The sequence below is a fragment of the Stenotrophomonas maltophilia group sp. P373 genome (assembly GCF_053295075.1).
The window spans coordinates 1038652-1051468 of the sequence record NZ_CM129994.1 but is presented as its reverse complement, the minus strand read 5'-3'; the positions used below and the strand labels follow the sequence as shown (position 1 = coordinate 1051468).

Below are 12817 nucleotides of genomic sequence, written 5' to 3'. Positions count from 1 at the left end.
ACGGAATGCACGCATTTGACGTTGACGTTGCCTTGGCTTGAAGCAGGTGCCGGGCGCAGCCCGGCCGTATCATTCCCGCATGCCCCGCGAAAATCTCAACGATCTGCAGGCCTTTGTCCACGTTGCCCGCGAGGGCAGCTTCACCAAGGCTGCCGCCCAGCTGGGCGTGTCCCAGTCCGCGCTCAGCCATGCCATGCGCGGACTGGAGCAGCGCCTGGGCGTGCGCCTGCTGACCCGCACCACCCGCAGCGTCTCGACCACCGAAGCCGGTGCCCGCCTGCTCGATACCCTGGGCCCGCGCCTGGCCGAGATCGAGGACGGGCTGGCCGCGCTGGCCGAGTACCGTGAACGCCCGGCCGGCACCATCCGCATCAATGCCACCGGCCACGCCGCCGAGTACATCGCCTGGCCCAGGCTGGCGCCGCTGCTGCAGCAGTACCCGGATTTGAAGGTGGAACTGGCGGCCGACTACGGGTTGGCCGACATCGTGGCCGAGCGCTACGACATCGGCATCCGCCTCGGCGAGCGGCTGGCGCGCGACATGATCGCCGTACCGATCAGCCCGCCGCTGCGCATGCGCGTGGTCGGGGCGCCCAGCTACTTCCGCCAGCACGTGGTGCCGCGGCACCCGGACGACCTGGCCGGGCACAACTGCGTGACCCTGCGGCTGCCTACGCATGGTGGGCTGATGCCGTGGGATTTCGGCCAGGACGGCAATGAACTGAGCGTGCGCGTGAGCGGCCAGTGGACGTTCAACACCATGGGCATGACCCGCACCGCTGCGCTGGCCGGCAGCGGATTGGCCTGGCTGCCGCAAGACCAGGTGCAGCCGATGCTGGACGATGGACGGCTGCAATCAGTGCTGGACGACTGGTGCCCGCACTTCGATGGTTACTACGCGTATTACCCTTCGCGCCGCCACGTGACCGTGGCGATGCGGACGGTGCTTGATGCGCTGCGCGGGCCGATGGGGCGTTGAGGAGTGCGGACCAACGGTCCGCACCCACCACCAACGGTCCGCACTCACCGGCTGGTCAGCCCTTGGCCTGTGCCGCACGCTGCGGGTTGTAACGCTCGCCAACGATCGACACTTCGTCCAGCGCCTGCGCGATGCGTTGCAGTTCTTCCGGCGCCAGCTGCAGGTCGGCCGCGCCCAGGTTTTCTTCCAGGCGATGAACCTTGGTGGTGCCCGGAATCGGCACGATCCACGGTGCCTGCGCGAGCAGCCAGGCCAGTGCGACCTGCGCAGGCGTCGCACCGCGCGCTGCCGCAATCGTGCTGATGCGATCCACCAACGCCTGGTTGGCGCGGCGCGCCTCCACTTCGAAACGCGGCACGGTATTGCGGAAGTCGTTGGCGTCGAAGGTGGTATCGGCGTTGATCGCACCGGTCAGGAAGCCGCGGCCCAGCGGGCTGAACGGCACGAAGCCGATGCCCAGCTCCTGCAGCGTCGGCAGCAGCTCACGCTCCGGCTCGCGCCACCACAGCGAATACTCACTCTGCACGGCGGCGACCGGCTGCACGGCATGCGCGCGACGCACGGTGGCAGCACTGGCCTCGGACAGGCCGAAGTGGCCGACCTTGCCCTCGGCGATCAGGTCGCGCACGGTGCCGGCCACATCCTCGATCGGCACGTTCGGGTCGACGCGGTGCTGGTAGAACAGATCGATATGGTCGGTACGCAGGCGCTTGAGGCTGGCTTCGGCCACGGCACGGATGTTCTCCGGGCGGCTATCCAGGCCGGCATCGGTGCGCGCGTCCTTGAAACCAAACTTGGTGGCGATCACCAGCCTGTCGCGGTAGGGCGCCAAGGCCTGGCCGAGCAGGTCTTCGTTGGTGTACGGGCCGTACACCTCGGCGGTGTCGAAGAAGGTCACGCCGCGCTCGACGGCAGCGTGCAGCAGGGCGATGCCCTGGCTCGGTTCGACGGGCTGGCCGTAGGCATGGGTCAGGCCCATGCAACCCAGGCCCAGAGCGGAAACCTTCAGGCCGCTGCGGCCGAGTTCACGTGTCTGCATCGTCGTACTCCAGAGGGGGAGTGCTGACGATACGCCTGCAGCGGCGATGGATTGAGCCGGTTGGACCGCAGTCGGTCATGACTGGAATTCATCAATCCGGCCATGACCGATGCCGGCCGGGTCAACGGATTTCGGAGATCTCCACCCCATCCAGCCCCTGCGACAGGGTGCGCGCGTCGCCGCCCTGGCTGAGCTTGATGCGCAGGCGGACCTCGTTCTGCGAATCGGCGTAGCGCAGCGCGTCCTCGTAGCTGATCTCGCCGGCCTGGTACAGCTCGAACAGGCTCTGGTCGAAGGTCTTCATGCCCAGCTGGACCGAGTCCTTCATCACTTCCTTCAGCTTGTGGATCTCGCCGTCGCGGATGTAATCCTGCACCAGCGGCGTGCCCAGCAGGATCTCCATCGCCACCTTGCGCGAGCGGCCATCGGGCGACGGCACCAGCTGCTGCGCGACCACGCCCTTGAGGTTCAGCGACAGGTCCATCAACAGCTGGTTGCGGCGGTCTTCCGGGAAGAAGTTGACGATGCGGTCCATCGCCTGGTTGGCATTGTTGGCATGCAGCGTGGCCAGCACCAGGTGGCCGGTTTCGGCGAACGCGATGGCGTGGTCCATGCCTTCGCGGGTACGCACCTCGCCGATCATGATCACGTCCGGCGCCTGGCGCAGGGTGTTCTTCAGCGCGGCTTCCCAGCTGTCGGTATCGATGCCGACTTCGCGCTGGGTGATGATGCAGCCCTCGTGCTTGTGCACGAATTCGATCGGGTCTTCGATGGTGATAATGTGGCCGGTCGAGTTCTGGTTGCGGTAACCGATCATCGCCGCCAGCGAAGTCGATTTACCGGTACCGGTAGCACCGACGAACAGGATGATGCCGCGCTTGGTCATCGCAAGCGTCTTGATGATCGGCGGCAGGCTCAGCTCTTCCACGGTCGGAATGCGCGTCTCGATGCGGCGCAGCACCATGCCGACCTGGTTGCGCTGGTAGAAGCAGCTCACGCGGAAACGGCCGACACCGGACAGGCCGATGGCGAAGTTGCATTCGTGGGTCTTCTCGAATTCCTCGCGCTGCGCCGGGGTCATCACGTTGAGGACCAGGTCGCGGCTCTGCTGCGGCGTCAGTGGCGTCTGCGTGATCGGCGAGATCTTGCCGTTGACCTTCATCGCCGGTGGCATGCCGGCGGTGATGAACAGGTCCGAGGCGCGCTGGTGCGCCATCAGCTTGAGGAACGAAGTGAAATCGATGGTGGTCGCGGTGGTGTTCACGGCGGGCTCCCGGAAAGCGGTTTACCAGGTAACGGTCGGTGGAGGAAACAACACGGAGCGGCCGCGCCATTGCGCGCGCCGCCCGTCGCTGTCCCGCCTTACTCGAACAGGCGCTTGTCCTTGGCGTACTCGCGGGCCTGGTTGCGGGTGATCAGGCTGCGCTTGACCAGGTCCTGCAGATGCTGGTCCAGGGTCATCATGCCGTACTGCTGGCCAGTCTGGATGGCCGAGTACATCTGCGCCACCTTGTCCTCGCGGATCAGGTTGCGGATGGCCGGGGTGCCGACCATGATTTCCCACGCTGCGGTACGGCCGCCACCGACCTTCTTCAGCAGTGCCTGCGAGATCACCGCACGCAGCGACTCGGACAACATCGAACGCACCATCGGCTTTTCGCCGGCCGGGAACACGTCGATGATACGGTCGATGGTCTTGGCCGCCGAGCTGGTGTGCAGGGTGCCGAACACCAGGTGGCCGGTTTCCGCGGCGGTCAGTGCCAGGCGGATGGTTTCCAGGTCGCGGAGTTCGCCGACCAGGATGATGTCCGGGTCCTCACGCAGTGCCGAGCGCAGTGCTTCGTTGAAGCCATGCGTGTCACGGTGCACTTCGCGCTGGTTGATCAGGCACTTCTGCGAGGTATGCACGAATTCGATCGGATCCTCGACGGTGAGGATGTGGCCGTATTCGTTCTTGTTGATGTAGTCGATCATCGCCGCCAGCGTGGTCGACTTGCCCGAGCCGGTCGGGCCGGTCACCAGGATCAGGCCCTGCGGTTGCTGGATCACCTCGCGGAACAGCGGCGGGCAGGCCAGGTCTTCGAGGGTGAGCACCTCGGACGGAATGGTACGGAACACCGCACCGGCGCCGCGGTTCTGGTTGAACGCGTTCACACGGAAGCGCGCCAGCGACGGGATCTCGAAGGAGAAGTCCACTTCGAGGAATTCCTCGTAATCGCGGCGCTGCTTGTCGGACATGATGTCGTACACCAGCGCGTGGACCTGCTTGTGGTCCAGGGCCGGGATGTTGATCCGGCGAACGTCGCCGTCCACGCGGATCATCGGCGGCAGGCCTGCAGACAGGTGCAGGTCGGACGCTTTGTTCTTTACGGAAAACGCCAGCAGTTCGGCGATATCCATGAGCGGCTACTCCCCAATAACGGCTTCGACTGGAAGGATCTTTCCCCGGGCGGCAGTATAGCCTCCTGATTCAACGGAACGCGTTACGTGGCCACTCCCCTGCCCCAGATCCTGAGCAACCTGCATGCCGCCGCCGAGGCGGCCGGCCGGCCCGATCCGCGCCTGCTGGCCGTTTCCAAGACCCAACCGGCCGAGGCCGTGGCTGCGCTGGCCGCACAGGGCCAGCAGGCCTTCGGCGAGAACTATGTGCAGGAAGCGCTGGCCAAGATGCAGGCGCTGCAGCACCTGGCGCTGGAGTGGCATCTGATCGGCCACCTGCAGTCGAACAAGGCCGAGGCGGTGGCCACCCATTTCGACTGGGTGCAGAGCGTGGACCGGCCCAAGCTGGTAACGGCGCTGGCGCGCCATCGCCCGGCCGCACGCGGCCCGCTGAACGTGCTGATCCAGGTCAACATCGACGATGAATCCAGCAAGCACGGCTGTGCACCGGAGGATGTCGAGGGGCTGGCCGCGGCGATTGCCGCCGAGCCCACCCTGCGCCTGCGTGGCCTGATGGCGATTCCCGCGCCGTGGCCCGAGGCCGAGCGCCGTCGGGATGCGTTCGTGCGCATGCGCACACTCTTCCAGTCGCTGGCCGCCCAGCATGCACAGGTCGACACGCTGTCGATGGGCATGAGCAGCGACTACGCCGAAGCCATCGCCGAGGGTGCCACCCTGGTGCGCATCGGCACCGCCCTGTTCGGCGCGCGCGCGCGACCGGCCTGATTTTCCAAGGAGACATCCATGGCAGCTGATTCCATCACCTTCATCGGCGGCGGCAACATGGCGCGCAGCCTGATCGCCGGCCTGATCCGCCAGGGCGTGCCCGCCGCGCACATCCATGTGGCCGAACCGGTTGCAGCGCTGCGCGAGTCGCTGGCTGCCGACTTCGGCGTGCAAGTGCACGACAACGCCACCGATGCCGCCGCACAGGGCGGCACCTGGTTGCTGGCGGTGAAGCCGCAGGTGCTGCGTGAGGTCTGCCAGTCGCTGCAGGCACTGGCCCAGGCAAACCGGCCGCTGGTGGTGTCGATCGCCGCCGGCATCACCAGCGCGCAGCTGGAACGCTGGCTGGGTGGCAACCTGCCGGTGGTGCGTGCGATGCCCAATACCCCCGCTCTGCTCGGCGCCGGCGTGACCGGCCTGTATGCCACTGCATCGGTGGATGCGCAGCAGCACGCGCAGGCCGAACAGGTGCTGGCCAGTGCCGGGCGCACGGTGTGGATCGATAGTGAGGCGCTGATGGATTCGGTGACTGCCGTGTCCGGCAGCGGACCAGCCTACGTGTTCCTGCTGGCCGAAGCGATGGAAGCGGCGGGTATTGCCCAGGGCCTGCCGGCCGACGCCGCGCGCACGCTGGTGGTGCAGACCCTGCTGGGCGCCTCGCGCATGCTGGATGAGGCCGGTGAGAGCCCCGCAGAACTGCGCCGCCGCGTGACGTCACCCAATGGCACTACCCAGGCCGCGATCGAGAGCTTCCAGGCTGGCGGCTTCGAGGCACTGGTGGACAAGGCACTGCGCGCCGCGCAGGTGCGTGGACAGGAATTGTCTGCGGCGAATGATTGATCCCCTGGGGTCCGATCCCTTTGCCTCGGCAAAGGGATCGGACCCCATCTATCCCGATGATCATTGCCCCAATGTGGTCATGACGAAATCGACGAAGCACTGCAAACGCGGGCGCGGGCGTCGATCGGGCAGGTAGATCAGGTGCATCGGCCGCGGTTCGGGCAGGTAGTCGCGCAGCAGCGGCTTCAACCGCCCCGCTGCGATCTCCGCCGCCAGCAGTGCGGTGGGCTGCAGTACCAGCCCGGCCCCGGCCACGGCGGCTTCACGCAATGCGAAGCCATCGTTGCTGCTCAGCCGCGCCTCCCAGTCGACCTGTTCGCCGTTGGCCAACTGCCAGCCATGCCCGCCGCGCCAGGCCAGATGGCTCAGGCAGTCGTGCCCCTGCAGGTCATCCGGTGTTCGCGGCGTGCCGCGCCTGCGCAGGTAAGACGGCGCCGCGCACAGGCTCATCGCATACGGCGGCAGCGGCCGCGCCACCACCTCCTGCGATGGCAACGGCCCGACCCGGATCGCCGCGTCGAAGCCATCTTCGATCAGGTCCACGCGGCGGTTGCTCAGGTCCAGCTCGATATTCAACTGCGGCTGCGCACGCAGCAGGCCAGCCAGCTGCGGCGCCAGCACGCAGCTGCCCCAGGTGGTGGGCGCGCTGACCCGCAACAGGCCACGCGGCTGTACCTGCAGGCCGGCCACATCGGCCTCGGCCTGCTGCACTTGCTCCAGCACCTGCCGGCACCCGGCCAGGTAGGCGCTGCCGGCTTCGGTCAAGCGCTGGCGGCGGGTGTTCCGTTGCAGCAACGCGGTGCCCAGATGTGCTTCCAACTGCTGGATGTACTTGCCCACCATCACCGCCGACACCTGCAGCTGTTCGGCGGCGCCGGCGAAGCTGCCGCGCTCGGCCACTGCCACGAAGGCCTGCATGCAGCGAAGGGTATCCATTGCTAATCCAGAGTTAGGAATCTACGAATCATACGCCGCTTACCTAACCCCACTGTGACGGCGCAGACTGCGCTCACTCCCTCACGCAAGGAACGGCCATGAAGATTCTCCTCGTCGGTGCCAGCGGCACCCTCGGCCAGGCAGTCGCCCGTCAGCTCGGCCAACAGCATCAGATTCTCGCCGCCGGCCGCCGCAGTGGCGAACTGCGTGTGGACCTGACTGACGACGCCAGCGTCGCCGAACTGTTCGCCCGCACCGGTGCAGTCGATGCGGTGATCTCCACCACCGGCTCGGTGCATTTCGGACCGCTGCAGGAGATGACGCCGGCACAGTTCAACAGCGGCCTGCAGGACAAGCTGCTGGGCCAGGTGCGGCTGGCACTGGCCGCCCAGCACCACCTCAATGCCGGTGGCTCGATCACCCTGACCAGCGGCATCATCAGCGCGCAGCCGATCCGCGACGGCGTCAACGCCACCGCAGTGAATGCCGCACTGGAAGGCTTCGTGCGCGCTGCCGCACTGGAGCTGCTGCCGCGCGGCCTGCGCATCAACGTGGTCAGCCCGAACGTACTGATCGAATCGATGGCGGCCTACGGCCCCTACTTCCCGGGCTTTGAAGCGGTAAGCGCGCAACGCGCGGCGCTGGCCTTCCAGCGCGCGGTGGAAGGCATCCAGAGCGGCGAGACGATCACGGTCTGGTAAGAAAAAGGGGACGGAGGGGATCAAGTCGTTTTCGTCCGCCGGGCATGGCCCGGCGCTACCGGGAGCGCGTCCCCTTTTTCATTCCCAGCGCATCGGGCCGTCGCCGCGTTCGCCGAGAACGTCGCCAGGATTGGCCAGGCGGCAATGCTGCAGTGACAGGCAGCCACAGCCGATGCAGCCGGTCAATTCATCGCGCAGCAGCTGCAACATGTGAATGCGCTCTTCCAGCTCGGTGCGCCAGCGCGCGGACAGCTTGGCCCAGTCAGCCTTGGTCGGTGCACGGCCTTCAGGCAGGCTCTCGAAGGCGCGGCCGACCGCTTCCAGTGGCATGCCCACCCGCTGCGCAACGCGGATCACCGCCAGCCGGCGCAGCACGTCGCGGCTGTAACGGCGTTGGTTGCCCGAGGTGCGCAGGCTGCTGATCAGCCCCTTGCGCTCGTAGAAATGCAGTGCGGAAACGGCCACGCCACTGCGCTGCGAGACCTCGCCAACGCTGAGTTCCTGGGATGCCATTGCTTGACCTCAACTATAGTTGAGGTGGCATGCTGCTATCTTCGCCGCCCGTTGACAAGCGCGGCCCGCCCCTGACCGGTATGACCCCGACCCTCTCTCCCGCCGACACCCGCCTGCCGGCTGACACATCGATCCTGTCCGCGCGCTACCGCGCCACCACCCTCGGCATGGTCGCGCTGGTCGCGCTGCACGCCTTCGAAGCATTGGCCGTCGCTGCCGCGATGCCCACGGTGGCCGAAGCACTCAGCGGCCTGCGCCTGTACGCGCTGGCCTTCGGCGGCACACTGGCCACCAGCGTGATCGGCATGACCCTGGCCGGACGCTGGGCCGACCGCCAGGGCCCGGCACGGCCGCTGTGGTACGGCCTGGCGTGCTTCGTGCTGGGCCTGCTGCTGGCCGGCTTCGCCGTGCGCATGGGCATGCTGGTGGCCGGGCGCCTGCTGCAGGGCCTGGGTGCGGGCGCGATTTCGGTCTCGCTGTACGTGATGGTCGGCCGCAGCTACCCCGAGCACCTGCGGCCGAAGGTGTTCGCGGCATTCTCGGCGGGCTGGGTGGTGCCCTCGATGGTCGGCCCGGCGCTGAGCGGCCTGATCGTCCAGCATCTCGGCTGGCGCTGGGTGTTCCTGGCGGTACCGCTGCTGGCAGTCCCTGCTGCCCTGTTGCTGCGGCCTGCGCTGGCGCGCATGCAGCCCTCCGCCGACAGCAACGACGACGAGGGGCGCGGCAACGTCGTACGTTGGGCCAGTGGTGCATCGCTGGCGGCGCTGCTGCTGTACTTCGGCGGCCAGCAGCACGGTCCGACCGCCCTGCTCTGCATCGGCGTGGCGATGCTGGCGCTGCTGCTATGCGTGCATCGCCTGCTGCCGGCCGGAACGCTGATCCTGCGCAGGGGCCTGCCCAGCGTGATCGCACTGCGCGGCGTCGCCGCTGCCGCATTCTTCGCCTGCGAAGCCTACCTGCCGCTGCTGCTGCAGCGCGAACGCGGGCTCCCGCCCAGCTGGGCCGGCGCGGTGCTCAGCCTCGGCGCACTCGGTTGGTTCGCCGGCTCCTGGCTGCAGGGTCACCAGCAGCGCGGCTGGTCACGCCAGCAGCTGCTGCGCGTCGGCACGGCGATGATGACGGTCGGCATCGCCGCAACGCTTGCGGTGTTGTTCAATGCAGTGCCATTGCCGGTGGCCCTGGTGGGCTGGACGGTCACCGGTTTCGGCATGGGCATGATCTACGCCAGCCTCTCGGTACTCACGCTTTCGCTGTCAGCAGCGCATGAGCAGGGTGCCAACACGTCGGCCCTGCAGCTGAGCGAGGCCCTGTCGGTGACCACCGCGCTGGCGGTCTCCGGTGCGTTGTTCGCGCTGTTCGTGGAAAGCGCGCCGCACACCGGCTACCTGCTGTGCCTGGCGATCACTTTCGGCCTGGCGGTGCTGGCCGCGGTGATCGCGCGGCGGGTGTAGCGCCGCCGGGTTTCGGCAGTGCCGGTCGCTGGCCGGCACCATCACGGAATTCCCGCGTGCGCGGAGAGTGCCGGCCAGCGGCCGGCACTACCGGGTCGCCGTCCCCACGTCATCGATATCCCGGTGCAGGATGCGCCGGACTTCCAGCACCGCTTGCGGGGTCTCCTGCACACTGTGGCCGGAAATGATGACCTTCTCCGACTGTGCACCCGGCAGGTGCGCACTCCAGTACGGCACCAGTCCGTCATCGGACTTGTCCACCGGCAGCTCCGGCTTGCGCTGGGCGATGATCGAGTGGTACTTCAGTCCCGCTTCGATCGGCAGCTGCGCTGCGGCCTTGACGAACGGGTCGCTGGCCTTGAGGTTGTCGATGCTGTTGGGAATCTTCGGCTTGGCCGTGCCATCGACCTGCTGCTCGGCCTGCGCCAGCGCCATGAACACGTCCTCGAACTTGCCGAGGATGGTCAGTGGCAGGCGCACCAGCCGGCCCAGCAGGCGCCCGACCTTGTTGCCGGCAATATCGGTGCCCTGGTGCGGCGCAGCGATGAAGATCGCACGCTCCACGTTCGGCTGTGCCTTGAAATGCAGCAACGGCCCCAGCTTGTTCTGCACGCGCTTCAGACGCTCGCCCTTCAGGTCATAGTTGGCCAGCAGGTCGTTCCACAGCACGTCACCGGAATCGCTCACCAGCAGCCGCGCGAGCACGCCGCCCATGCTGTGGCCGATGTAGACCATGTCCTTCGATGCACGCGTGCTGCCATTGGGATCGAAGTGCTTCAGCGTGTCGTTGAACGCATTGGCGATCTCGTAGCGGTTCAGCGCGATCGGTGCGTTGGTCGGGTAATAGACCTGCCACACCTGGAACTGCTGGCGCAGCTCGGGGTCGCCCATGATCTCGTTGGCCAGGTTCACCCAGGCTTCCGGGCTGCTGGCCAGGCCGTGCAGCATGAAGATGATGCGGCGGTTCGGGTCCCACGGCTGCATCAGGTAGATGTGTGGCTCGCCGATGCCCTCGCTCATGCCGAACAGGGTGCGCAGTGACTGCCGGGCGAAACCGCTCTGGGCAAGCCACAGGCCGTAGGCCGCGGTGAAATTGCCGGCCAGCGGCACCTGTTCGCCGTGCAGGGTGATGCGCTCGGTAGCTTCCGGCGAATAGGCATCCAGTTCAACCCGGCGCGTCCGCATCACATCGTCCAGGCTGCTGCCTTCGAAGCGCAGCAACGCGGTGACGTTGATCGAGGACATCTCGCTGAACTCGGGCACCGAATCGTCATGCCGATGACGGCGGCCACGGCGTGCGCCCTCTTCGTCATCCTGCGGTGTCTCCGCCTTCGGGCCCTCAGGCGCGATCACCGGTGCGACCAGCTTCGGCGGGTCCATCACCATCACCAGCTCGGCACCGAAGCCATCACGGCGATAAGTACTGCGCAGCCCGACGAAGCTGACCGTGCCGGCCGGCACCAGCTGCGCGGGAATGCTCTTCAGGTTCAGCTGCTGGTAGTTGGAAGCCAGCGACCAGCTGCCAACCGAGATCGGCTTCGTGTAGTCCTCGCCAGCCAACGCAGCGGCGCGCGCGCGGACGAACAGCACCACCGCCGCCTTCTCGGCCGCGTAGTTGTAGTAGTCACGCACCTGCGTCTGCCGGTCTTCGAAGGCGCGATCCGATGGTGAGCGGCCGCTGTAGAACAGGTAGGCATAGGCGTAGCGCGCGGCTTCCAGCCAAGCGTCCAGCGCTGCGTCGCTCATCGGCGGATCGCCGGCTGCGGTCTTCTTCGGCGTCAGCGCCAGCGCGGCCTTCACCCACAGTTCGGACAGCGCAGACAGCCGCTGCTCGACATTGAGATCGTCGGTCATCAGCAGCGTGCTGCGGCAGACCAGGAAGTCCTTCTCGCACTGCGATTCGTCCAGGCCTGCCGCGCTTAGCGTCTCGCGCGCAGCGGGGCTGAGCTTGCCGGTATTGAGCACGTCGGCACGCTTGTTGACCAGCGAATCGCTGGATTTGACCTGCTTGACGGTGACCATCGCGCAACCACTGCTGCCCAGCAGCAGGAAGGCGGCGAACAACACCGGCAGCGCACGCTGCCAGCGGATCAGGAGGAGTCGAGTCATTACTGCGGGTCCTGCTCGGTGCCAGGTACGCCCTGGCGGATCACGGTGGAGAAGTGGTCGCCGCTGCCCAGGTCCAACGCACGCTGGGTGATGCGGCCCTTGTCATGCAGCTCGGCATAAGGCACGCCTGGGGTGAGTGCGCCGACCTCCTGCGCATACTCGGCCAGATACCCGGACAGCAGCAGGCGGTAGTCCAGCGGCAGGCGCGGCGCGATGTGGCGGGCCAGGTCGAAGACGATGGTGGTGCAGTTGCTGGTGAGCGTGTTGTAGAAGCCCGGCTTCGCATCCAGTTCGCGCGCCTGCGCGATGTACGCGGCAAACAGTTCCTTCAGCTGCGCGTGGTCCATGCCGTGCAGGCGGTACAGATAGACATCCTCGCCACGCGCGTTGGTGCGGGTGCGGATGATGTCGGTCTCTTCCGAGGCCACCAGGGTCATCTCGAACTTGCGGAAGAACCCGCCCAGTGCCGAAAACGATTCGCCGCGCTCCTTGCGGATCTCCAGCGAAAACACCACGTGGCGACCGTCCTCGAAACCGAACGAGATGAGGGTGTGGGCGATCGCCGGGCCCATCCAGTACGACAGCACCAGATCGGCCGAGCGCAACTGGTCCAGGTCGTATTCGCGGCGCACCCAGCGCGCGTCGTAGTCGGTTTCGCTGCGCCAGGTGAAATCGCGCACGTTGTCAAACACCACGTGGCGCCCGTCGAAGGACACCACATGCAGGCGCTGGGCCACGTCATCGGCCCACACGCGGTCCTGGCGTGGGGTCAGCAGCAGCCACCACAGGCCGGCCAGCGCCAGCGCAGCGCCATACGCCATGCCGAGGCGGCGGTTGCTGCGACCACGCGCGACCCGCCACGACGCCCACAGCGCAAACAGCAGCCACAGCACCGCAATGCCGTTCGCCAGCCAGCCCGGCCCCGGCATCTGATAGGCCAGCAGCCCGGCCACCCACAGCGCTGCCAGCGCCATGGCACTTCCTGTCATCCAACGTCCTGCGGCTTTCACTGGCATCCTGTCGCGGTCCCGAAGCCGCATAGTTAGCCACAAGCGGGTTCACCGTGGCATCTACGGCCTGTTCA

At 66.9% G+C, this 12817-nt stretch carries 12 protein-coding genes; 5 read left to right on the top strand and 7 right to left on the bottom strand.

The annotated features are described in order from the left end of the window. Positions 1-79: 79 nt before the first annotated feature. Positions 80-979, top strand: a complete 900-nt coding sequence (locus ACSYHF_RS04820; RefSeq protein WP_262221352.1) for a LysR family transcriptional regulator — start codon at positions 80-82, stop codon at positions 977-979. A gap of 55 nt (positions 980-1034) precedes the next feature. Here the strand turns inward: ACSYHF_RS04820 and ACSYHF_RS04815 are convergent, their stop codons facing one another. The 3 genes from ACSYHF_RS04815 to ACSYHF_RS04805 all read right to left on the bottom strand — a co-directional run bounded on the left by ACSYHF_RS04815 (position 1035) and on the right by ACSYHF_RS04805 (position 4418). Continuing rightward, complete coding sequence (locus tag ACSYHF_RS04815) at positions 1035-2018, bottom strand: aldo/keto reductase (protein ID WP_005415540.1); 984 nt, start codon at positions 2016-2018, stop codon at positions 1035-1037. Between the two features lie 121 nt (positions 2019-2139). Then, positions 2140-3234, bottom strand: coding sequence for a PilT/PilU family type 4a pilus ATPase (locus ACSYHF_RS04810; protein WP_049411044.1), 1095 nt, complete (start codon positions 3232-3234; stop codon positions 2140-2142). A 146-nt stretch (positions 3235-3380) separates the two neighbouring features. After that, positions 3381-4418 carry a type IV pilus twitching motility protein PilT gene (locus ACSYHF_RS04805; RefSeq protein ID WP_004147099.1) on the bottom strand — a complete coding sequence of 346 codons (1038 nt, stop codon included), beginning with the start codon at positions 4416-4418 and terminating at the stop codon, positions 3381-3383. 87 nt (positions 4419-4505) lie between these two features. Between ACSYHF_RS04805 and ACSYHF_RS04800 the strand changes: the two genes are divergently transcribed. Both ACSYHF_RS04800 and proC read left to right on the top strand, forming a co-directional pair. Next, a complete protein-coding gene (locus ACSYHF_RS04800) occupies positions 4506-5183 on the top strand; it encodes a YggS family pyridoxal phosphate-dependent enzyme (RefSeq protein WP_095377011.1) in 678 nt (225 codons plus the stop codon). Positions 5184-5201: 18 nt separating this feature from the next. After that, positions 5202-6023, top strand: a complete 822-nt coding sequence (proC, locus tag ACSYHF_RS04795; RefSeq protein WP_447576111.1) for a pyrroline-5-carboxylate reductase — start codon at positions 5202-5204, stop codon at positions 6021-6023. A gap of 60 nt (positions 6024-6083) precedes the next feature. Here the strand turns inward: proC and ACSYHF_RS04790 are convergent, their stop codons facing one another. Beyond that, a complete protein-coding gene (locus ACSYHF_RS04790; RefSeq protein ID WP_065197109.1) occupies positions 6084-6959 on the bottom strand; it encodes a LysR family transcriptional regulator in 876 nt (291 codons plus the stop codon). Positions 6960-7057: 98 nt separating this feature from the next. On the opposite strand from ACSYHF_RS04790, the gene ACSYHF_RS04785 reads away from it, so the two are divergent. Then, on the top strand, positions 7058-7660 hold the full coding sequence (locus ACSYHF_RS04785) for a short chain dehydrogenase (RefSeq protein ID WP_005415535.1): 603 nt from the start codon (positions 7058-7060) through the stop codon (positions 7658-7660). Between the two features lie 78 nt (positions 7661-7738). Here the strand turns inward: ACSYHF_RS04785 and soxR are convergent, their stop codons facing one another. After that, entirely contained in the window at positions 7739-8173 is a 435-nt protein-coding gene (gene soxR, locus ACSYHF_RS04780) for a redox-sensitive transcriptional activator SoxR (protein WP_005415534.1), read from the bottom strand. Between the two features lie 29 nt (positions 8174-8202). On the opposite strand from soxR, the gene ACSYHF_RS04775 reads away from it, so the two are divergent. Continuing rightward, positions 8203-9624 (top strand): MFS transporter, encoded by a 1422-nt coding sequence (locus tag ACSYHF_RS04775; RefSeq protein WP_095377014.1) that lies wholly within the window; start codon positions 8203-8205, stop codon positions 9622-9624. Positions 9625-9711: 87 nt separating this feature from the next. Here ACSYHF_RS04775 and ACSYHF_RS04770 read toward each other — a convergent pair whose 3' ends face one another. Further along, entirely contained in the window at positions 9712-11733 is a 2022-nt protein-coding gene (locus tag ACSYHF_RS04770) for an esterase/lipase family protein (protein WP_095377015.1), read from the bottom strand. Beyond that, entirely contained in the window at positions 11733-12707 is a 975-nt protein-coding gene (locus ACSYHF_RS04765) for an Lnb N-terminal periplasmic domain-containing protein (protein ID WP_065197111.1), read from the bottom strand. Before ACSYHF_RS04765 ends, ACSYHF_RS04770 begins: the two co-directional genes overlap by 1 nt. Between the last annotated feature and the right edge of the window lie 110 nt (positions 12708-12817).